Source organism: Neorhizobium sp. T25_27, from assembly GCF_002968565.1.
In the GTDB taxonomy this organism is placed as follows: Bacteria; Pseudomonadota; Alphaproteobacteria; order Rhizobiales; family Rhizobiaceae; genus Neorhizobium; species Neorhizobium tomejilense.
On the sequence record NZ_PVBJ01000001.1, the window covers coordinates 1,310,863 to 1,331,701 of the forward strand.

General features: G+C 56.4%; 24 protein-coding genes and 2 pseudogenes. 16 read left to right on the forward strand and 10 right to left on the reverse strand.

The features are described 5' to 3' along the window. Positions 1-114: 114 nt before the first annotated feature. The 6 genes and pseudogenes from C5J24_RS06535 to C5J24_RS06560 all read left to right on the forward strand — a co-directional run bounded on the left by C5J24_RS06535 (position 115) and on the right by C5J24_RS06560 (position 3,627). Positions 115-633 (forward strand): hypothetical protein, encoded by a 519-nt coding sequence (locus tag C5J24_RS06535; protein WP_172723860.1) that lies wholly within the window; start codon positions 115-117, stop codon positions 631-633. A gap of 169 nt (positions 634-802) precedes the next feature. After that, positions 803-1,073 (forward strand): annotated as a pseudogene (locus C5J24_RS06540) (transposase domain-containing protein); the annotation flags it as partial. 138 nt (positions 1,074-1,211) lie between these two features. Beyond that, on the forward strand, positions 1,212-1,694 hold the full coding sequence (locus C5J24_RS06545; protein ID WP_105416444.1) for a hypothetical protein: 483 nt from the start codon (positions 1,212-1,214) through the stop codon (positions 1,692-1,694). Between the two features lie 202 nt (positions 1,695-1,896). Then, positions 1,897-2,337 carry a hypothetical protein gene (locus C5J24_RS06550; RefSeq protein ID WP_105416446.1) on the forward strand — a complete coding sequence of 147 codons (441 nt, stop codon included), beginning with the start codon at positions 1,897-1,899 and terminating at the stop codon, positions 2,335-2,337. 78 nt (positions 2,338-2,415) lie between these two features. After that, a complete protein-coding gene (locus C5J24_RS06555; RefSeq protein ID WP_105416448.1) occupies positions 2,416-3,090 on the forward strand; it encodes a hypothetical protein in 675 nt (224 codons plus the stop codon). A gap of 90 nt (positions 3,091-3,180) precedes the next feature. Then, positions 3,181-3,627 carry an HIT family protein gene (locus C5J24_RS06560; protein ID WP_105416450.1) on the forward strand — a complete coding sequence of 149 codons (447 nt, stop codon included), beginning with the start codon at positions 3,181-3,183 and terminating at the stop codon, positions 3,625-3,627. A gap of 153 nt (positions 3,628-3,780) precedes the next feature. On the opposite strand, the gene C5J24_RS06565 is transcribed toward C5J24_RS06560, so the two are convergent. After that, positions 3,781-4,416, reverse strand: a complete 636-nt coding sequence (locus C5J24_RS06565) for an HAD family hydrolase (protein WP_105416452.1) — start codon at positions 4,414-4,416, stop codon at positions 3,781-3,783. Positions 4,417-4,608: 192 nt separating this feature from the next. On the opposite strand from C5J24_RS06565, the gene C5J24_RS06570 reads away from it, so the two are divergent. Next, positions 4,609-4,887 carry a hypothetical protein gene (locus C5J24_RS06570; RefSeq protein WP_105416454.1) on the forward strand — a complete coding sequence of 93 codons (279 nt, stop codon included), beginning with the start codon at positions 4,609-4,611 and terminating at the stop codon, positions 4,885-4,887. A 502-nt stretch (positions 4,888-5,389) separates the two neighbouring features. Continuing rightward, the gene (locus C5J24_RS06575) at positions 5,390-5,632 is read left to right on the forward strand and encodes a hypothetical protein (protein ID WP_105416456.1); all 243 of its coding nucleotides are present in this window, start codon (positions 5,390-5,392) and stop codon (positions 5,630-5,632) included. Here the strand turns inward: C5J24_RS06575 and C5J24_RS06580 are convergent. The 3 genes from C5J24_RS06580 to C5J24_RS31770 form a co-directional block, all read right to left on the reverse strand. Continuing rightward, positions 5,622-5,858, reverse strand: coding sequence for a transposase (locus tag C5J24_RS06580; RefSeq protein WP_105416458.1), 237 nt, complete (start codon positions 5,856-5,858; stop codon positions 5,622-5,624). The two genes, C5J24_RS06575 and C5J24_RS06580, sit on opposite strands and share 11 nt — an antisense overlap. Continuing rightward, positions 5,855-6,025, reverse strand: a complete 171-nt coding sequence (locus C5J24_RS31765) for a hypothetical protein (RefSeq protein ID WP_172723861.1) — start codon at positions 6,023-6,025, stop codon at positions 5,855-5,857. Before C5J24_RS31765 ends, C5J24_RS06580 begins: the two co-directional genes overlap by 4 nt. 178 nt (positions 6,026-6,203) lie before the next feature. Further along, positions 6,204-6,389 (reverse strand): transposase, encoded by a 186-nt coding sequence (locus C5J24_RS31770; RefSeq protein WP_172723862.1) that lies wholly within the window; start codon positions 6,387-6,389, stop codon positions 6,204-6,206. Positions 6,390-6,517: 128 nt separating this feature from the next. Between C5J24_RS31770 and C5J24_RS06590 the strand changes: the two genes are divergently transcribed. Then, positions 6,518-7,045 (forward strand): hypothetical protein, encoded by a 528-nt coding sequence (locus C5J24_RS06590; protein ID WP_105416462.1) that lies wholly within the window; start codon positions 6,518-6,520, stop codon positions 7,043-7,045. 428 nt (positions 7,046-7,473) lie between these two features. After that, the gene (locus tag C5J24_RS06595; protein ID WP_105416464.1) at positions 7,474-8,286 is read left to right on the forward strand and encodes a nucleotidyltransferase domain-containing protein; all 813 of its coding nucleotides are present in this window, start codon (positions 7,474-7,476) and stop codon (positions 8,284-8,286) included. A 15-nt stretch (positions 8,287-8,301) separates the two neighbouring features. Here C5J24_RS06595 and C5J24_RS06600 read toward each other — a convergent pair whose 3' ends face one another. Continuing rightward, a complete protein-coding gene (locus tag C5J24_RS06600) occupies positions 8,302-8,907 on the reverse strand; it encodes an adenylate kinase (protein WP_371673847.1) in 606 nt (201 codons plus the stop codon). 107 nt (positions 8,908-9,014) lie between these two features. On the opposite strand from C5J24_RS06600, the gene C5J24_RS06605 reads away from it, so the two are divergent. Further along, positions 9,015-9,470, forward strand: coding sequence for a VOC family protein (locus C5J24_RS06605; protein ID WP_245446524.1), 456 nt, complete (start codon positions 9,015-9,017; stop codon positions 9,468-9,470). 97 nt (positions 9,471-9,567) lie between these two features. Next, complete coding sequence (locus C5J24_RS06610) at positions 9,568-9,852, forward strand: hypothetical protein (RefSeq protein WP_105416469.1); 285 nt, start codon at positions 9,568-9,570, stop codon at positions 9,850-9,852. A 117-nt stretch (positions 9,853-9,969) separates the two neighbouring features. Here C5J24_RS06610 and C5J24_RS06615 read toward each other — a convergent pair whose 3' ends face one another. Beyond that, a complete protein-coding gene (locus tag C5J24_RS06615) occupies positions 9,970-11,208 on the reverse strand; it encodes a flagellin (RefSeq protein ID WP_105416471.1) in 1,239 nt (412 codons plus the stop codon). Positions 11,209-11,604: 396 nt separating this feature from the next. Here C5J24_RS06615 and C5J24_RS06620 point away from each other — a divergent pair, with 396 nt between their 5' ends. Next, positions 11,605-12,816 carry a flagellin gene (locus C5J24_RS06620; RefSeq protein WP_105416473.1) on the forward strand — a complete coding sequence of 404 codons (1,212 nt, stop codon included), beginning with the start codon at positions 11,605-11,607 and terminating at the stop codon, positions 12,814-12,816. Positions 12,817-12,903: 87 nt separating this feature from the next. Continuing rightward, a complete protein-coding gene (locus tag C5J24_RS06625; RefSeq protein WP_245446526.1) occupies positions 12,904-14,058 on the forward strand; it encodes a hypothetical protein in 1,155 nt (384 codons plus the stop codon). Positions 14,059-14,086: 28 nt separating this feature from the next. Here C5J24_RS06625 and C5J24_RS06630 read toward each other — a convergent pair whose 3' ends face one another. After that, positions 14,087-15,070: a phosphotransferase enzyme family protein gene (locus tag C5J24_RS06630; RefSeq protein WP_105416475.1), complete on the reverse strand. Its 984-nt coding sequence runs from the start codon at positions 15,068-15,070 to the stop codon at positions 14,087-14,089. A 143-nt stretch (positions 15,071-15,213) separates the two neighbouring features. Further along, positions 15,214-15,645, reverse strand: coding sequence for a hypothetical protein (locus tag C5J24_RS06635; RefSeq protein WP_105416477.1), 432 nt, complete (start codon positions 15,643-15,645; stop codon positions 15,214-15,216). A gap of 1,163 nt (positions 15,646-16,808) precedes the next feature. On the opposite strand from C5J24_RS06635, the gene C5J24_RS06645 reads away from it, so the two are divergent. Next, the gene (locus C5J24_RS06645; protein WP_245446528.1) at positions 16,809-18,488 is read left to right on the forward strand and encodes a hypothetical protein; all 1,680 of its coding nucleotides are present in this window, start codon (positions 16,809-16,811) and stop codon (positions 18,486-18,488) included. Between the two features lie 118 nt (positions 18,489-18,606). On the opposite strand, the pseudogene C5J24_RS06650 reads toward C5J24_RS06645, so the two are convergent. After that, positions 18,607-18,973 (reverse strand): annotated as a pseudogene (locus C5J24_RS06650) (VOC family protein). Between the two features lie 296 nt (positions 18,974-19,269). Then, on the reverse strand, positions 19,270-20,097 hold the full coding sequence (locus C5J24_RS06655) for an LON peptidase substrate-binding domain-containing protein (RefSeq protein ID WP_105416479.1): 828 nt from the start codon (positions 20,095-20,097) through the stop codon (positions 19,270-19,272). Between the two features lie 303 nt (positions 20,098-20,400). On the opposite strand from C5J24_RS06655, the gene C5J24_RS06660 reads away from it, so the two are divergent. Beyond that, on the forward strand, positions 20,401-20,805 hold the full coding sequence (locus tag C5J24_RS06660; protein WP_105416481.1) for a hypothetical protein: 405 nt from the start codon (positions 20,401-20,403) through the stop codon (positions 20,803-20,805). The last annotated feature ends 34 nt before the right edge of the window (positions 20,806-20,839 follow it).

Below are 20,839 nucleotides of genomic sequence, written 5' to 3' on the forward strand. Positions count from 1 at the left end.
GTCGGTCGCCACGGCATTTGCAATCCCTACCGGGCTTCTGCAATCTTTGGTTTGTAATAGCGAGCCGGACGCGCTATCGAGACAGAGGCATTGCAGATGATCGCAGGTGGGACAATGCGCGTGGCAGTTGGACTTTTCTGGGTGCTGACCCTTTCAGGCTGTGTTTCGCAGCAGCAGGATGCAAATCTTGCTGCCTCTATCAAGCCAGCATCGCCATCGGAGTCATCTATTAGCGGGGAACAGTTGCGATCATGCTTTGCAGCGGCCCCCAAAATACAAGAAAAACTCAAGCCGGACAGTGTTGCCCAATACAGTCAGGCTGCCACCTATAAACTTGCGTCTCTGATGAAGCGGAGCCCGGACGACATCCCTCAATATGCAAGCTTCGTTCGTGGATATGTATTTCCTTACGAGGCAACCAGTGTTTTCGGAACCAACCGGTTCAATGCACTCTGCTACTTCGGTGACCCGGGAAGTGGGACGCGGTTTGCGGCCATGATAGTCACCGATAGCTTAGGTTCGGTAAGAAAAACGGAAATGGTTGGAGCCGTAGTTGAAGCATATGAGAAGCTTTCCGGGAAGGAAATCTCGAACCTCAAAAGAGCGGCGTTGGTAATGTCGATACCTTACTGACGGTGCAAATCGACGTTCGTCACTCAAATACGTCATCTGATCTTTTGGCTGGTAGTGCCTATCGCGGCATCGGGTCTGGTGTACGCTGGCGAAAACTCACTTTGCTGATCTGCCGAGTGCATGCGTAAGTCTCGCTCGGCGAAGCGCTCGCCTATACGCAAAATAACGGGATGGCCTTTGCGTCTTCCTGACCGACGGTCGAATCGAGATCGACAACAATACCGTCGAGCGGACCATCAGGGCGATTGCGCTGAACCGGAAGAATGCCCTCTTCGCCGGACACGATGCAGGCGCAGAGAACTGGGCGACCATCGCCTCCGTCATCGAGACTTGTAAGCTCAGCGGCGTCGATCCGCTTGCGTATCTGACCGCCACGCTCACCTCCATCGTCAATGGCCACAAGCAGAGCCAAAATAGACCGACTGCTTCCCTGGAACTAATGAGATAGGCTGATACGCAACTCAGACACTACTCGGCGCAGATGCCTATCGCGAAGGCATAAAACCTCATTGGCCTAACGTTTAGCCTACTGTTCATCCTTTCCTTGTAAGTCTGGAAGAAAGAGCTGGGGTGCTTTCATGCGTTTCTTGATTGCCGCCGCTGTTGGCTCCGTCGCAATCACCGGCACATTCGGAGCCTACACCGCGCTTTCCCCAGTGACACAGGATAACGACTTTTCAGATCGCTACCTTCAGTTAGCACGTAACGCGCCCGATCTACTTGCAAGAGTAATTGCAGCTACTTTGCCAAATTGCCTCACAGAGGCTGCACGTGGTCCTCTGAATGACGCTATGGTGGGAGGGCTAGCCACAAAAACGTACTTCAAGTCCGGCATCTTCATGGCTGAAGGGAAAAGTGCTGAGCAGAGCGCGGATGAGTTCATACCTTGGATCACCAAACAGGCTGAACCACTCAATGCCGCCCAGAGGGAAGCTTACCTCACGTTGATCAATGGGGAGCTTACAAGCCCCAATGTGGTTCTCTGCGTCAATTCCGCGATAAAATCGGCGATAACCGAAAAGATCGATCTGAAAGCCGGTGTATGGAACCTTCGCACATAACAATTTCTCCCAGCTGAAAGTCGGTATCAAGTACCTGGCTCGTTAAAGCAGCGACGCCGGGCCTATGTTAAGCATTTTCGTCAAGGTGCTGACTGAACAACGGTTACCTTACTTTTCCAGAAGTGAAACGTACAAGCAAGGTGAATGCCCTTGGCTGTTCATCAATGACTGTTGCGATTGCCTGTGAACATGGAGACCAACAATGACGAGACTAGAGGCATTGTCCGCGTTGCGGACCATTCCTAAAGTTGAGAAAATTCTAAAGCGGGCCTCGGCTCTTTCACTGCATGATTCAGTCTACGAAATCTACTGCGCGAGATTCACGCTGAATGGCCACGCGCGAGATGCAGGCATTCATGAGCCTACTCCGTACAGCCTACAAGAAAGTTTGTGGGTAAGCTGGATTAAGGTTGCGAACCCGGAGGCCACGTATACGGAGATCATCGAAGCATACCAGCTCTTTGAAGATCTGAAACAACAGTATAATCGCTGCACCGAAGAAGTAACCCGTCAAGTAGGCACGAAAATCCCAATTACTACCCGAGCGTCGATGGTTGTCGAGATTTTACATGGCAAATTCCCTATGTTCGCGGTGGATACAATCGAAAAATACAGTTGGGACTACTTGATAAGCAACCGCTGATAAGACTCTTCTTCTTTGTATTCCGGGATGCAGCAGCGCTACTCACCGTATGGCGTGAATAACTGCTGTAGAGATCGAATGGGCTCCTCAATCGAAACACTTATTGCCAGAATCAAGACGAGGCGGCGCACATCGCTGGCATTGCTCGCTGTAATCGGTGCTGGCCTCATTTTCTGGACGCTCCCTCCCAACACGTTGAACCCGTTGTGCACGTACCGGGCGCAATACCGTTTGGATGCCACACTTCAGGTGGGCCGTGAGCTTCTGACCTCGTCTGTTGTGCGACAGACTTCGCAGTCACGGGAATGGATTTCCGTCATGAACTCGGGCGGATGCGGGCAGCACTACGGCATAGCGCTGAGCTTCCGAGCGAAGGACGACCGTGTTTTCCTGATACACACCGACATTTGCCAAAGCGCAGAAAGATCACTGCAGAATGCGGTAGATGTAATCGAGCATTGCTCTCAGAATTGGCCAAATAAACCTATCGGATTCATTGTAGATAGCGCCAACACCCCCACAACCTGGAAGCCCTTCAATTTCTTGTTTGGCGACGAGGGCGCAAAGTTAATCTCGATGAAAGCGATCCCAACGTGGCACCATCCTTCCGATGACCTTGAAAAGACCGCGCCTAACATTCTGAGATCAGTCTTCGTGACCGATTACGTGAACGGCTGGTGGGATAGTCCTGAAAGAATACTCAGCTTTAAGCGACGCTACGGCTACACGGTATTTAACGTGCGAAAATTATAAGCTCGTCCCTCACGGCGACCCCCTTATTGCGGCCGAGCTTGGATCAGCTATTGTTCTATTGTGCGAGTGACGGGAGGTCGAGAGGCGGTTATGGAACGGATTACTCCATGCCTCTTTTGCGAGATCGCGAACCAACGGGTCTCAGCCACAATTGTTTATGAAACCGAGCACTTGCTCGCTTTCCTGGATATATTCCCGATCCGGAAGGGCCACGTCCAGATTATCCCGCGTCAACACTTTGGCTACTTTGAAGAACTCCCGATCAATCTCGCAAGTGAGATCGTCGCCGCGGGACAGCTCATTGCTCGCGCGCAGAAACGCCTTTACGCAGTCGAACGTACCGCGTTCCTTTTTTCGGGTGGCGACATTCCCCATGTCCACGCTCATGTCGTCCCGATGCACGACAAGACGGATATCACATCTCGCCGCTATATTGCTGAAGAGTCCCTCACCTTCGTCCCGGCACCCCGAGCGACGAAGGCCGAACTGACGGACGTGGCCAGCGAGTTGAAATCTGCAATGAACCAACCGCTGTGATTCCGTCGGACATGTCACAGGCGTCGAAAAGATGATCGACTGTACAGCGATGTCTCGATAACTCCCTCCAAGATTGAATTTACCCTTCGCACCCTCGGAGGTCTTCCCGAAGGCGCGAATAAGCAGACGACGTGTCACCGGTGGAACTGACTTTTAGCTCTCCCGGTATAACATTGCCGAAATCCAGGGATGGGCAGTGCAGTCCTCAAGCTTATTGAAGAGAACCCCCTCCCAGCCGACCTCATTGGCAGCCACGACAACCGCTTCTGAGTCGTCGAAGAAAAGAGGCGGCTCGTCTTGTGGGCCGAGTATCCTCGCTGCTCCCTCGAAGAACGCCCGGCCGGGTTTCAACTCGCCAAGCCGAGCGGCATGGAGCATGTCGTCGAATAGGTTCTCGAAGCCATGCCTGTTCCACAGGTGGAACGCGCGCATGTGCTCTTGATTGGTCGCAACATAGAGACGGGCACGTCCTGTTCGCCGAAGGTGACGGATGACATCCAGCAATTGCAAGTTAAGATGGCTGTCGCGGTTCAGCCAGTAGCTGGCGACGATAAAGGGCGAGCCATGGAAGCCCAATTGCGGAAGGATTTCCTCAAGGGCTGAGATGAGCGCCTTTCTTCCCGTCAGAACCTCTTTCTCAAATACCTGTTTGATGAAGAGATGACGGAAAGCCGACGGGTCGATCCCAAGGTCGGCGAGCAGGTGTTCGTCCCAGCGCCGACGGCGCTCCACCTGCCCTGTGTAGCCATGAACAAGAACGCCATCGACATCAAAAAGGACCGATCTCAACCCTGTCACCCTCGCATATATCTCAACCTGCGATAAGTCGTTGCATGATCTGTTCGCCGATGCAATCGAGACCGCAGGTCCACCTTGGCCCGTCGCCGTGGTGCGGATGTCCTCGTCACCCCCCGATTTTGGGAGTTCCCCAGCGCCCCTGTGCGGATATACCTATGAGGGTGTTTGCCCGAGGAAGATGGAATGAAATTGGTTATATTTGGGTATCAGATCGTGCCGGGCAGTGACGATTCTTTGGGCTTCGAGGCTTCCCTGGAGGATTGCCAGCGTGAAGCATTGTCCGAGCGTGAAGAACTTCGGCGGCATGACCCGGATCTGGAGCCCCTTGGAGCAATGGCCATATATCGGTTCACCATGGCTTGGCCGGACACCGACGGGCTGCTTGCCGTGCTGAACGAGAAGAGCTCGCTGCTGGATGCCCTTATCGTCGAGCGCAAGCTTGTAGGTGTTGTGGCGGACTAAACCCTGGTTCCTGCAACGGCATCGAGCCACCGCTTCGCTCCAGGACACATGCCTGCCTGTCGGCTTCCGTACGCAAGCCCCCTCCTTACTTAAAAGTGGTGGAAGGCTCGCCTCGCATTCCCTATAGTTGCCTCTCCCATCAAGGCGGGTCTTCAACTTCGACTTTTTCCCTCAACTGGACATCCCAGGGCGGGCCGGCGGCCGGAGCGCGCTTCAGTGCAGCTCCGGCCGCACTTTCCATCGGAACCAATTGCCCAGCCGGGCGTTTGAGGTGGGTCGCGAGGGTACTTCCCCCGTCCCCCGGAAAAGATCGTTCGCACCCCCAACGAACATCCCCTCGCGACCCTTCCGCCCACTTCAGCGAACCGTTCCACAAATTGCGACATCGCATTTGGGACCAATCGTGTTCGTCCTCCATACGCCGTTCGCACAGCCGTCACAAAGGACTCATCAAAATCTGGCAAGGCTTTGTGAAAGACCCCTTGGAGGCTTGGAGGCCTGGATGCGCGAGAAGAAGCTTCGGGAGATAGAGAAGATCGCGAATACGATCAGAGAACTCGCTATCCCCGGAATGAAGCCCAAGGCGTTGGTGGATGCGGTTAAGGCACGGCATCCCCAGGCGACGAGAAAGGAAATCGCCCGAGCGGCATTTCTCGGCGTGATACTTTCTGCTGAGTACGCTCCTGAGGACACGCTAGCCCTTCACGATATAGCCGTGGAAACCCGGGACGACACTACGGACTAGGCGCGGTTGTCTGATAGAGGGCGATCGTCAACCGCCGATGTTCGCCGACCACCTTAAATGCGGCATTATGGAGCAGTTGCCACAAGATCTCCACACGGCTGAAGAAGCTCTCGATCACGTTCGAGTTCGTGCCGTCGTCCTCCTGATACTGCAGGCTGTGGTTCACGCGGTGCATCGCGACAAGGCCGACGAGATCGTCATACGCCTTGTGTTCGTCAGCGATCAGGAGCGCCTTTGGATCGACATGCTTGGCGACGGCCGATCGTAGACGTTAATCACCTTTTCAAACGCAGACTTCTGGCCGCCGAGAACGACGATTTCGCGCCGCAGTTCTCCAATCTTGGCATCGATCTCGGCCAATTTCGCTTTCAATTCGTCTACGATTTCCACCATACGCAACACTCCCGAAAGCCAACAAAGGCATCAACCATCGCTTCTCTACCAAGTACCTCGACTGGTACATGGCGATGCTGTCGTGGAAGGAAGACACGCGCTACATGGGCCTGCGCTGGCAGTTTGCCGATCTTCTCCGCACGGTCACGTCTAGGCCGACGTCGAGGAACCTGTGCGGCTACCAGGCGTCCTTGCCGTTATCGTCCATGATCACCCGCGTCAGCGTTCGGTTCGGCGCGTGTCGGTTGGCCTCCCTCAGCGCCAGGACGCACATGCGCTTGCCGTTCTGGTTCTCCTCCTTGCGTTCCTCCTGCTTGTTGGCCTTGCGAAGCACACCACCGACGTACTTTCCGTCGATCTGCACCAGCCCGTGGAGTGTGATGGCGTTATGCCGCAGGCCGGCGGCCTCTCGAAGCCATTGTGCTTTTGGCTTTCGGTCGACTACGCGTAATACCAGTTGGCACACGGCACCGTTGCAGATATAGCGCCTATGTGAGCATCCCGACCGAACACTCCCCTATCACCGTCGACGAAGGCGTCTACGACCTGGCACACCTAAGCGCGTTTTCTGCAGCGATCCCAGGCAAGGGGATTGAGCATGGAACCGACTTAGGCGTGGTCGTTGTTTTTTCGAACCACGTCTACACTGAGAGGACAAAGCACGGAGAACTGCATCATGCCGTCGATCACCACGGAACTAAGCGAACATTCGACGCAGATCGTTATGAAATGTCCAAGACTCTCGTCGGCGCGATCAAGGAGAGCATTTCGGGCAATAGCCTAACGCACGTCTCGAAAAGCTACGGTGGCATGGATAATCTAGTCTTCGTGGAAACCGTAGACGGTCGCAAATGGGCTGCCGTTTACTGCCTCGTACCTCTTGATGACGGTTGCTCTGTGCGGATGGAAGTGCTCTCGTGCCATCCTAAGGTGATCGATGAGAAGTCGATCTCCCGCAGGAATCTGAGCTATTTTGCGCGGATGTGCCTCTACCACAAAGTACGAACACCAAAAGCATAAGGCCCAGCTTTCGCCGGGCCTTGATGAATTGTCCATTACCGTGGTGTACGAGACCTAAGCCTTAGGGCCTTAGGTTGACATGACAGCGACCTTTAAGTCAGCCTGCCTGAACAGATATATAAGCGGTGGGGCCGTCTAAGTCAAGAGCTTCGCCCTGAATGCACCTATTTCCGAATGTGCACCGAAGAAACCAAGCACATAGATAGGTTTCTGAACTCGGCGTTACAACCCTCCCGTCCGGCAATGCACCGAGCCGTTTACGCTCTCGGATCAGGAGATGAAGGCGTTTGTGGCATTTGCTCCATAATGCCGCAGAAATGTGCTCGATAGACGCTTCCTAACTTCGTCACGAATGCAAACGAGGCTCGAGACCTCGGCCGACCTCTGCCCCCTTTGCGGTCGTCGCGAACCCGGTTAATCTCGGTCGCATGAGGACGGCGTTCACATGTGACGATCTCGAGAAGGCGAGAAGCGCGCTTCTCGCGACGGCGGTTGATTGGTTCAAGAGGGACCCGCACGTTCTGGGCATTTTCCTCGGCGGGTCGATCGCTGCCGGGAGTTCCGACGCCTATTCGGATATCGATCTGCGGATCGTCGTCGAACCGGAACAGCATCCCCACTTTGTGGAGAAGCGCCGCGAAATTCCCAAGCACTGGTCGGGTTTTCTCTTTAACGAATGGCTCCCGGGCACGCAGCACTGCGTGTCGCATTTTCATCCATTCGGGAAGGTCGACATATTTTATTATGATGCCGCCAAGCTGACACCTTCGCCATGGTACCGCCTGCCGATCAAGATTTTGCATGATCCCACGGGCGTCGTCGCCGATCTCATGAAACGATCGGAAGCGCTGATGTTCAAGGTCGCGGAGGAAGACGTTGATTTCTCAATCAGCAAGGGCTTGGCGGCGGCGCACGAGGCATATCGGCGGGCGAAGCGCGGTGAGCTGTTCGACGCGCAGACGCTCCTGGACGAACTCCGTCACCATATGATGCAGGCCGACGACTGGCTCGAGGATCGCAGCCCTGCGACGATCGTCACGGCGAAGTTCGAAAAGCGAGCAAGCGCCAGGGTTCTGGCTGATCTCGCGATGTCCTATCCGCCATGCGAAGGCGAAGCGATCCTGGCTGCATTACGCTTACTCGTGGGCGGCTATCGAAACCAGGTGCTGGCATTGCATGAGAAATTTCAGCTTTCCCGGCCGCGGGAAAACGATATGGCGGCCCTCGATATCGTCGCATAATGCCTCTGGAGGAGTTCATTCGGCCCACCGAGAATGCAAAAGCTCCTTGCACACAGCTTCTGCCAATTCCCGGGCTTGCCGCTCGCCCTCCAAGCGAAGCACGGGTGCGGCTTGCTCACTCAACCAACTCTCGTGCTGGGCCAGATTGCGCCCCGTGAACGAAGGGTCATCATAGCGGGAGGCCCAGTCTCGAAACGCCAGATGCGCCACATGCATGTCACCGCCCGGCAAGATGCGTGAGCCGTGGCGGGCGGCCTCGCGCTCATCTAGGCGCTGGAGGCGAAGAGGCGTAGGCGTGTGGAGAAACACGATCAGATCAACATCGTCGATCAGGCGATCGCCCCAGCCCACAAAAGACCCTGTCAATATCCAGCCTTCTGCCTCTCTTTGTTTCTGCTGGATAAGGCGGACACGGTCTTCGGGAGGTCGCTTGACGGTGAAAGGTGGATCGGTCGGCATCCAGTAGAAGTCGTCGACATCCAGTTGCGGAACATCCAACTGCTCCGACAATGCGGCACCCAACGTTGACACGCCCGAGCAAGAGGCTCCCGTCAAATATAGCCGCGGCTGATCCGTCACTCTGTCCCCTCCAGAAGAAGAGGGTTTATCGTAGCCCGTCACGGTGCTCAATGACTTCAACTGCGCGAAGCTGCCGAGGGGTTGTGCTGGCCCGCGGCAGACTTCTTTCGTGGCCTTTGAAGAACCGATATGGTTGCCTAGAGACGAGGATGCCGAACGTCATGAGACTTGCTCATATCAACTTGGTTGCCCGCAATGCAGACGCGCTCGCTGCGTTCTACGTGAACGTCATGAGATGCGATCTACTTCGCGAACCGAAGACGCTGTCTGGTGAAAAAGTCTCCCGAGGAAACGGTCTTTCGAATTCCGAGATTCGCACAATCTGGCTGAAATTCCCGGAACTGGAACGACCATTCCTGGAAATCCACGAACATACGGTCACCCATTCTCGTGACCAGCCAAGAGTTAACGAGCCTGGATTTGGGCACCTGGCGTTCCAGATGGAAGATATTCGCGAAACGCTTTCAAACATCATCCAGGCTGGAGGGGCGCAGATCGGTGAAATCACGGATTTCGGTACGCCGCAGATGCCGTATCTGATCGCCTATGCGCGAGATCCGGAGGGAAATGTCCTTGAACTCGAGCAAACGCGACATGATCGGTAAGGGTCCATGACAAACAACCGCTGCTGTTGCCCAACCAGAGGCCGATCATTATCGGCTGGCCAACCGATCAGCCAACCTCGAAGCCCTCGCACCGGAGATGGGCTTTCACGACTACGACCTCACACCGTTCGCCCATGTTGTCGGTCTCGGCGGTGATTTCTCCACCCTCGTCCAGATCACCGAAGGCGAGCATGCTGGCACAATCTCTATACCGATGGCGAGTTGTTCCACGGCCTCACCCCACGACGATCTGGACGGCAAGTCCGCAGACGCCGCCATCGAATATCTTGCGGAGATCGGCTATTTGCAGCGCGTTAGCGACCAGCGGCACAGCATCAGTGAACAGGCTGATGACGTCCAAAGAGGGCGAGCTGGCATCTAACGCGGTCAAAAGCACCTAACTCCGAACAGGACATGATCTGACCGGCGATGCCAAGTCCGACAGCTTGAGTACCGCGATCGAAAACCTCTGGGGACATCATAAGGTTTACGCCAGCCCCTATCGGAAGAGAGTGACAATACTATCTGCAGCCGCGTTGGCGATTGAAAGGGATTGGGTGGCCAGCTGCTGCTGTGTCTGCAGTGCCTTCAATCGAGTGGACGCTTCGTTCATGTCCGCGTCGACAAGACGTCCGACACCGCGATCAATAGTATCGGTAAGGCGCGACACATACTCCTGCTGCAGTTCGATACGCATGGAAACCGATCCCAGCTTTGCAGCGGCATTCACCATTTTCTCCAATTGGCGATCTACGAAGGGTACCAATGAAGCAATAACTTGATCGTCACTTGCATAGGTTCCAAGGCGCAGCGTTGTCTTGTTCTCCTGCATTTTCGTTATATCGAGCGTCAATACCGAAATTTCATTAGCGTAGTGGGTCGCCCCGATTGCAGCTTCAGTACTCGTCTCAACGACTGGACTCTGTTCGTGCGATGCCGGGAAGTTCGGCCATGCATGAACGTACGCCCCTTCAAACAAGATGTAAGGGTGAAGAGGGGCTATCGGGTCAAAGTAGACCTCGGGATTCGTCTCGTCCCTGATCCAGGTGGGGCTTAACTCGAATGTCCTGACATAAAGGTCCTGCGCCGGGTTTGCCCAAAAGCTTTGAATACCGGAATTCCTCGCTCCAACGAGAATGCCTTGGTCCAAGATACCGCCGTGATTGCCCGTAAGGTCAATCAGGACGTTCGTCTCGTCCAACTCCACGTCGATTGTTCTTACTGCAACGTTGCCTGAAGTATCCCGGTTAAACGCTCCTACAATCTGCTTCTGCTGTGCATCCCCAGCCACATATCCACGACTGGCGGCGTCGAATTTTCCGCTGATGTCAGCCTGGAGCCAATTCTCGCCAGAGAACGACGCAGAGGAGGCGATGCTCTTCAGCTGGCTTTGTAACTGGCTGATTTCTTCCTGAATCTTACCACGATCAACGCCTGACTCGGACGCTGCGACGAGCTTGTTTTTGATCTCCGCGACAACATCAATCGACGACTCCATTGCGGCATATGCCGTATCAACCTTCGCGGCACCAAGACCGATGGCATCCTTCACTGCGGAAAGCGCTCCATTGTCCGACCGCATGGTCGTAGCGATCGACCAGTAAGCAGCGTTGTCCGAGGCAGATGCCACACGTAGCCCCGTAGAGACCTGCCTTTGCGTCTCCACCATATTGCCAGCAATGTGCCGCAGCGTTTGGAGCGCAGAAATCGCGCTAGCGTTCGTGAGAAGGCTCGTCATAACAGGCTCATGTGATTGGGATTGTTGGACGCTTCATGCGCGCTAGGTAGACGCTGACATCAAATGCGGAGATGGTTAACGATTGGTAAAAAATGAATGTCACATTTAGCAGTGAGCCGCACCGGCGTCCGGTGAGATGAGACCAAGGCTTCCTCCGGCAATTCGGAGAGTCTTGGGTCAAATGCCGCGCCGACCGCAGCCTCGGGCAGGGCCCGCTCCACAAGCAGGAGAGCGGCGGGACTAACCGGACTTTGGCAAGTGAATTTTGGCGGCCGAGGGTAATTTCACCCTCTGTCTTTGCTCTCCGCGTTAACCTTTTGTGCACCATATAGGTTGTGCGGCGACCGTCCGCGACTGGCTCATGATGAAGCCTTCCAGCCTCCAGGATCGCCGGGCATGACCAGTATCGTCACCAACAACGCTTCCTCATCCGCGCTTGCCGTCCTCCGCGATCTCGATCGCTCGCTTCGACAAACCCAGTCGCAAGTATCGACGGGAATGAGCGTCGGCACCGCCAAGGACAACGCGGCCTACTGGTCGATCGCAACGACGATGCGCTCGGATAACGGATCGCTATCGGCCGTCCAGGATGCCCTTGGACTCGGAGCCGCGAAGGTGGACACGGCATATGCCGGGATGGAAGCGGCGGTAGACGTCATATCCGAGGTCAAGAACCGCCTCGTCAGCGCGGCCGATACGGGGATTGATAGGTCCAAAATACAGCAGGAAATCGAACAGCTACAGGATCAGTTGCGCGAGATCGCCAACTCCTCCTCATTCGCGGGGGAAAACTGGCTGGTCGGTACCGGCGACCGATATATCTCGCACATGAAGGGCAATAATCAGTATGAAACTCTACTAACTCTCGATGGCGGCCCGAAGAAGGTGGTGGGATCGGTCCAGCGCGACCCGCAGGGCAACTTCTCGGTCTCCACGATCGACCTTGACCTTACCACCGACGACGTCCTCTTCGCGCGAGGAACGGTCTTGGGTGTAACACTTGATGTCGGAATAGCCGATAAGGAAATCCGGACAGGCGGCGTCCCTGCGACGGACACTGCGGGCAATGAGAAGTTGCTTAAAATAGAGAGCTATCGCGCTGAGTGGGACGCGGTAAACGATCAGGTCTTTTATGACGGCACGGACTACTTCAGCCGACTGGATGGTTTTTTTGTCAAGGCACTCAATGATTCCGGCACGGTCGACTACTTGAACACGTCGATGGTGATACTCGGCACTGACATCAGTCTCTCCGACCTCGACGTCACCAAACTCGACGAATATGGAGTTAGCTTTTTCGGTACCTATGCAAGGGCCCCCGATGAGTATGCGATCGACGTTCTCGTCTCGTTCGTGGACGGTCAGTTGGAGAAGGCGACAAACTCGGCGGCGAAGTTGGGCAGTCTCTCGAAGCGGATCGACCTACAGGGCGATTTCGTCTCCAACCTCAGAGACTCGCTTGATAGCGGGATAGGCCGCCTCGTCGACGCCGAGATGAACGACGCCGCGACGAGGCTCAAGGCCCTGCAGGCGCAACAACAACTGGCGATACAGTCGCTTCAGATCGCGAACTCAGACGCTCAGAACGTGATGCAGTTGTTCCGGTAGGCCCCCATTGAAAGTCGGTTGGGCCAGCATATTTGTCGCACGACGGCTTTAACGTGGGCGACGACACAGGGAACGGCAGACGTTTTGATGCGGAAACGGGAATTTCTGGCGGGCGCGGCCGCAGTCACGCTTGCAGGCATTCATGGAGGGCAGGTGATGGCGGCATTGAACGACAACGTGGATGTCGCAGCGCTCGCAGTCCTGCGGCCCGGTATGCCGATGGCGAAGGTCGAGGCAGCAATGGGTTCCGCCTGGAAGCCACCTGCCCCACACAAGGGCGGCAAGATCGACCTGCTCGAAAACAGCCATGGGTTCGTCGCGTGGATCGATCGGGACGGCTTGATCGGCATGCTCAACTACAATCATCGCTTCCTGCACCCGGTCGACGGGATCGCGATGGAGATGAAGATCGAGCAGGTGCGCGCCGCCATGCCCTCTCTCGAGATCGGCGACGACCTGCCGATGATGCGAGGGGTGCGCATGGGCGTGCGGCGGTTTCCCGAGGGTTACACCCTGCGTGTCCGCCTCACCCTCGAGACGGTCAACGAAATCGGCTTTTCCAACCCGGAGGCCGAATATCCGGAACCGACGGAACCACCCTACCCGGCGGCCGCAGGCATTGCAGGTGCGCCTTTCGCGGACCCAAACCTCAAGCTCGTCATCCTGTCTTCGCTTCTCGACGCGAAGCAGATCGATCTCGGCTCACCCGAACAGCTCGCCACGCACGTTCTCGGTCGAGCGGTCGATCTCGAGCACGAGGGATACGAGATCATCTCCGAGGCCCGGGACTATCTGGAGCGATACCCGCTGACCGACGAGCTACTCGCCGCCGTGGAGGAGATCGAGTTCGACGGCGGAGGAACCGTCTATGAATACGCGTGGTATTTCTGGGATGGCGAAGACGACGTCTTCGACGTCAAGGACCTGTCGGGGATCGAACTCTGCTCGAACCTCAAGAGCTTTTCGGCGATCTCGATGATCGGAGAGGTCGATGTGCGAACCTTTCTGCCGTTCTCCAAACTCGAATCCCTGAACCTCAGCACCGGGATGAACCATATCGAGGCTTTGCTCGACTTGCCCGCGCTAAAGGGAGTGAGGGTCCTCAACGACGAGATTTATAGCGAGGTAACGACCGCCGGCACGCCGACCAGACGCATCTTCGAGGCGCTGAAGGATCGCGGGGTCCACGTCTGGGTCCACTGGATGTCTGCCACGGAGCCTACCCCACCTGCGTTCGAATGAGTTGTGTCGAAACTCGGCGACGCCGACCTCAGAATAGACGGTCCGCAAACCGATCCGTCTCCCAGGTCTTGAGAAAGGTCGCTTCCCGAGCGATCCAGCCGACAGCATTGCTACCCCATTCTTGCGATCGGCTGGCGTACTCCCCCATCAGCCAGATGTGGCGGACGATCACAAAACGCCGTGCTGCCTCGAAGTCGAAGGGGGCAATCGGCCGCACCGCTCGATATCCCTCGATGAACGCGTCCCACATCGGGGTCAGCTTCCGGCCGAAGGACACTTTCGCCCACAGGAACACGGATAGGTCGTACGCGAGGTATCCCGGGCCTCCGTCATCGAAATCGAAGAAGACCGCGTCGCCCGCGTCGTTGATCCTGGCATTGAAGCCATGACAGTCTCCGTGACAGTACGTCCACGTCAGATTGCCGAGCGCATCGATCGCCTCGGCGCTGCGCGAGGCGATATCTTCAAGGTCGCTAAGGACTTTGGCGTCTTCCACGATTCCGCTATCGCGTATCCGCGTGAGCGGCCGGTGCAGCAAGTGTTCGAGGTCGAGCCGATACAATGCTCCGTCAGACGAAAATGTCTCCGCTGCATTGTGCATCAGAGCGAGGGTCTTCCCGTTGGCCCGCGCATCGCCAGCATCGGTCGCAATAGGCTCTCGACCGGCCACGGCCTGGAAAAGCACGCCTTCACGCACCCCTTCTGGAGCGCGCCCTTGGGTGTAGAGAGTACCATCACGCGTCGGGATGGGCGCTGCGACAGGCACTTTGGACCGTGAAAGATGGTCGAGGAAAGCTGTCTCGGTTTCGACATCGGCTCGACCGCGAGCCCGGACGTGGGAAAGTCGGAATACGTAACGCTGACCGCTGTTGTTGGTGACGAGATAGACGTCGTTCAAACCACGATGAAGCAGTCGGCAGCGAACCGACCCTGCAATTGCATAGTGCTCTTCTATGAACCGTTCGATCGACGCAGCCTGAGGGGTCGAATATAACGGATCGAAGTCCAGCATCTCAGGCGTCCATGTAGCAGCGTTGGGAAGGTCGCAGAATAGGGTATTCTTTGACAGCCGCAATGACTGAAGGTCGGCACGACGCGGAGATTAATTCAGATGAATTGATCCAAAGATTCGGGACTTCTATTGAAACACCCGCGCTATCGGCTGATCGCTGATCGTGTTTGCCAGGCGGCAATCCCCACCCAGAAGATCAAGAACATTGCCATCGGCAGCAATGACCGCAGGGCTAGCCATGCATCTGTCTCCAAGAGTGGTGCCGTGACGCTGACAATCACCAGGCTGATGAGACTGCATAGGCACAGCCCGACGTAGGTTTGCCGCCACTGTGCGTTGGAGAGCGACGAATGCTCCTCGAAGATGACGCCTGGCGGTGACTTCGCAGCCAGTGCCGCAAAGATGAAGATCGCGGGAAGAAGCGACACCGACAATCGGGTCTTGACAAGAGATACAGACTGCGGGGGCACCATCGCGGATACCCCGTAAGTGATGATGGCGTTGATTATGAGGACCAAAACAGATCGCCAAAAGACGCTCCAAAATTTGCGAATAAAAAGGATCGTCGTCGCCATTTTCGCCTCAATATATCGGGAACGGGATATGCGCCTGTTCAATTCGATGTCAGTTTAAGGTATCGTGTGACCGGGGCAATGACCTTTGCAACGTCGCGGAATAGGCAGTTCTGCAGGGCACACGATCACTGCTTCTGACCCACTCCCGAGTGGGCTTCTTCGGCTGGCGGTCCTAAATCGGTGAAGCCCAAGGCGCTGGTGGATGCGGTTAAGGCACGGCATCCCCAAGCGACGAGAAAGGAAATCGCCCGAGCGGCATTTCTCGGCGCGATACTTTCTGCTGAGTACGCTCCTGAGGACACGCTAGCCCTTCACGACATCGCCGTGGAAACCCGCGACACTCCACGGACTAGGCGCGGTCGTCCTACTCGGGGCCATCGTCGTCGGCGACAAGCGGAGCCGGATCGATTGGATTGATGCCGTGGATTTCTCGGCCCCACGTAGCTATAGCCTGCCGCAACGGTTCCCTTGGACCAACCTCCCTTAGGGCGTAGTGTTGCTTGGTAGGCATGGCACATTCGCACCATTGCGCGATCGAAACCTGAAGGCCTTTTCCACCCGGTGAATTTCTATTCTTGGTGCTTTGTCTTCCTCCAAGATTATGACCCCCGGGGCATCGTCACTCCCTGAACACGCTCTTCGAAAGGCCGTCATCACAGGGCCATAAACAAACTGGTAGCGACCAAGGTCGATGCAGTTGGGTTCTCCCGTAGTCGTCGGATTTCCGTTGGCATCACACCTCTCTGTATACGAGAAACTGCTTGCCGCCGCTGATAGTCGGCTGAGAGCGGCGCTCGAACCGTAGGTTTCCCAAACGAAGAACAGGACGAAAGCGACACATCCGAAGAGAACGCCGAGTCTGAAAAGACCGCGAGCCAGGCTGGGGCCACTGTCGTCATCCTGCAATTTCATGCTTCTCTCATGGGAATACTGACCTTCTACCTGCTGTGCAAAATTGCGGATGGAGTGCAGCGCGTCGGCCGTCGCGGGACGTAGATGGCCAACTCGCAACTGACGAGGGGTTGACGGCCCCAGCGTAGCTTTAGTTCTCAGCAGTTGCAATGTGACCAGCGTCCATGGAACTTCTGATTGCGCCCTTTTAGGATTTTTTGGGGAGAAGTCTGATAAGCATCTCCCCAATTGAAAGTGGCGAGGTCGGGGTCATGAAGGGTGAAGAGCAGGTGCGCAGACAATTCCCGATCTCGCTCGTTGGCCTGGTCGTAACCGGGTGCGTCTTCGTTCTTCAAGCCATACCGTTCACGGGCATTTTCCTGATGTTCGCGATGGCGATGGCTTGGTCGGTCGTGCTCGTGAATGGCAGCATGATTGGGGTTGCCATCGAGGCGATCATGGGGCGGGTTTCTCGCCTGTGGCTTCTGCTGCCACTGATCTTTTACGGAGGGTACTGGGCAGTTGCAGCACTGGAACATTCCGCGTTGCGCGAGCTCACCAGCCGAACAGACGCAGCTAACATGCAGGTTATGACTGGATTTGATCCTGCTCACCACGCCCTCGTCTTCGAGAGAGACGAAAACGGGAATAGCGCCTGGCTCACCAATAACTTCGCGCTATCGGTCGCTTACACCGTCAAAGGCAATGTTCCAGAGGGTTATCTGTCCAAGCGGATGATCGAACGACCTCTATGCGTCAAGCTCCGCGAGACCCGCGAGCTGCAGTCTACAAATGTGCAGACTTCGGAGTTTCGTGATGGTGAAGCCTTCGCCTACGGACCCTTGGAAACACCTTTCTGCAATCTGTCGATGCCGGAAAGGCCAGAACTCCCGATCGTTACGGTGAGCCGGAAGGAGACGACGGATTCCGAGAAAAGCCTGCCGGTGACACGGGCAACGACGACGATTACCATGCCGGACGGCCGCAGTTTCCAGCTCCTCGGGGGCGTCGCCGCACCTCTCGGTTGGATACCGATGCCGCTCATCGGCTGCGGTCTTGATTCTGGAGCGGCGAAATGGGAATGCGGTGTCGGGTTCTCGCGAAACAGTCATACGCCCATTGTCCCGGGCGGCACCCCATACAGGCAAGCTTCAAATGTCCTCGCACGGGCTCTCGGACTTGTGCCTATCGCGATCGAAGATCGAGCCGGAAGCGATAGCGCTATGGTGCTGGCGAATATCGCCAGGATACAGGAGGCAACCCTGGCACGCCAGCTTTCCAACGTCGACGCGATGATCGCAGACCCGACAGCGAAGGTCACCGAATGGCAGATCGATGTCCTGGTCAATCGCGCCGATGCCCTTGCCTCCCACGCCGGCGCGGTCATGACGGGCATCGAACGAGCAGCGCGCTTGCATTTAAAGGCGCGCGAGAGCGGCCGTATCCTTGCTCGACTTGCGGCCGCTCTGCCCCCAGGTGAATTCGCCGAACTCAAATCCCGTCTTCTGTCGATCTACGCGGATGCTGGCAACGATCACTGGCTTTGGGAGGCGGAGCCGCTACTCCGGCGGCTGGGTGACCTCGGCCCCGATGCCTTGCCCTACCTGATCAATCCACGCGCTTCTTTACCCTCCGTCGATGGAGCAGCCATAGAAGGCCTATGTCGTGTCGGCTCTTCGGCGCGCGTGGTCGCCGAACCTGTCCTGCTGGCCCTGTGGGCTAAGCCCAATCTTTCATATGACCTCCTTAATGATCTGTTTGTGGCGATGCGCCGAATGGGGATTTCTCCCCCGCCTCTGGTCGACGATAAGCGTAATCTCTTCGTCAAATTTCAAGCCGACTGGGAGAATGTCTCACCGTCGTCACCGTCCCGGGTTTGTGCGGCCAGAGAGGAACGCATCGCACGGGAGCAGGAAAGGATTGGCGGCGTCCGTCGACATAACCTGTACTGAAACGCTGCTCGATAGTTGGGAGCTTCGCACCCTGAAACGCGGAAGCGAATGAACCGCTTTCGGCACCTACTCGCCTCCAAGCATCGATCTGTCGAATCCGCGCTGCTGCCCCCCTATTTCATCTGGTTGGCTGAGACCGCGCGGTCAGCTTATTTCCGTCAGGATCGCGAAGATAGGCGACGAATGAGCCGTTCGGGCGTTCCCGTGGCGGGCTCTCGATCGCTGTGCCACCATGCACGATACCAGAGGCATGCCACGCTAGAACATGGTCGGCGCTCGCGGCGGCGATACCGATCGTCCCGCCGTTGGCTGCAGTCGCCGGGTTGAGGCTTGGTGATCATCAGCCGACCGCCCTCGTGGGTATAGATCAGCCTGCCTCTCGCATCCATCTCGCCGGGCCTGCCTCCCATTGCAGCGAACGTGGCGTCGTAGAAGTTTCGGGCCCGCTCCAAGTCGTTGCTTCCAATCATAACGTGAGTGAACATGCTTCATCTCCAGAAAGCTACCAAATAGTCCCCATCTTGCATAACCTGACCTGGCTGTTTGGTGGTCACAAAACCCCGGTCAAAGCGGCACCAGTTTTCGTGACTTTTGCGCCGACCCGCAATATGCAGTCATGCAAGAGGTGCAATGACCGATATGGCCCTTCTCCTCCATGACGCCTTACGGCCCATCCAGTCATTGGCGTCGAAAAATCCGCCGCGGAACTCCAGCTTTTGCGAACTAGTTCCGTGACGAGAATCCTCAAACCCCTTGAGAGAAAGCCGATACGTTGCAAAAGTTAGTATTTTGCGACGGCTTTGGGTCGGCCATCGCTCATCAGCTCGATGAGTCTATGCAGACGAGTCACCACGTCATTGGTTTCCAAGAGTTGCTGCTTCTGTTCGATAGGGGTGGATAGCAACGGGGCGACTGTGTCGGCTAAGAGGCTCGGATTTCCGATCGAAGGTAGGCCGAACCTAGCCTTTGATCCCGGCGGCAGTGCAGAAAAATCGACCTCGGCGTAGGTCTGGTAGGCATCGAGAACCGCACTCGACAAAGCGGCGGCCTCCGCCGACTGGCCGCGTTCGTCGTCGATTGGTGTAATCTCCGCCGCCAGGAATCCTTCATCGGTCAGCCGGACCATACCTGTGCGTTGAAGCCCGCAGACGGTAACCTTGAGAGTCCCGTCCACCTGTGTCTGGCGATCAACCACGTTTGCTATGACTCCCACTGGGTAGAGGGCTTCAAGAGTGCCGGGATGATCGTCGCCGCCATGCCTTTGGGCGACGACGAGAACGCGCCGGTCGCTGGCAAGAGCGTGTTCCACGGCCTGTCGGGTTTTCTCGCGCGCCACGAAAACCCGCGAGATCATGTGCGGAAACAGGACCAAGTCCCGCATAGGAACGAGGGGGATCTCCGCCCTCGCTCGAATAGACGTTTCGCTACTCACCGATTTAGCTGGCGGCTGCGTCGCGTGGATATTTGCGGCCAATACGTTCCAGTCTCGAAAGCCAAGAATTCGAGCAACGAGCTCCTGGCTTTCACTGTTGGTGAAGGTGATGGATTTGGCGTGAAGCGCTTCACGTAGCGTTTTCGCCATAGCTTTGGCATCGCGGAAGTCGCGCATGGGGTGATCCTTTGCGTCAACGAACGGAAAGCGTCAGGGGCTTGCATTGCTGACCCGTTCGTTCGGGCAAAGGGAGCCATAGGCGGCTCGATACATTCACCGTACCCCAAGGGGGCGCAAGCAGCAGGTCGTATCCACCGAGGACTAATTGTTCGCAGAAGGTTTGTTGCCTGTCAATCTTAGGCTGGGCGAGAGCCCGTTCTGGGGAAGGTGTTGGCGCGGAGCGGCGGCGGTCTATAAAGTGGCCTCAGCCCCATACATTTTGCACTATTTCTGTCGGACGGACTAACACAAGGAGCCAAAATGTCCGCTGAAGCCAAAGTACACGTTTTCACCGCGATGTTCGAAGCCAACGAAGATGCGTCCGCATTCGGACATCCTCATTGGGAACCCGAACCCAATGGCGACGCTTCTGACGAGGAGTATGCCGCGTGGCAGGACCGCAATCCCGTCTGGCCACTCAAATCGGAACTGGGTCGCCGCCTCGACAGCGATTTCATTGAAGTCATATGGAAAAGCGGCCAAGAGCCGGATTGGGACTATTTGCGGTCTCGGCTACACGACACGGATGTGACCGAAATCGAGAAAAGCGGAACATCCGCGAATACCTTTGTCCTTGTGGACCAGACGGCATTCGGTGAGGATGAGATTGAGCTTCGGTCCACCACGAACCTAACCTATCACGGAAGTTATCCGTCTCTCCGATAGCGATATCCCATACCCACGACAGTTGATCGCTGGA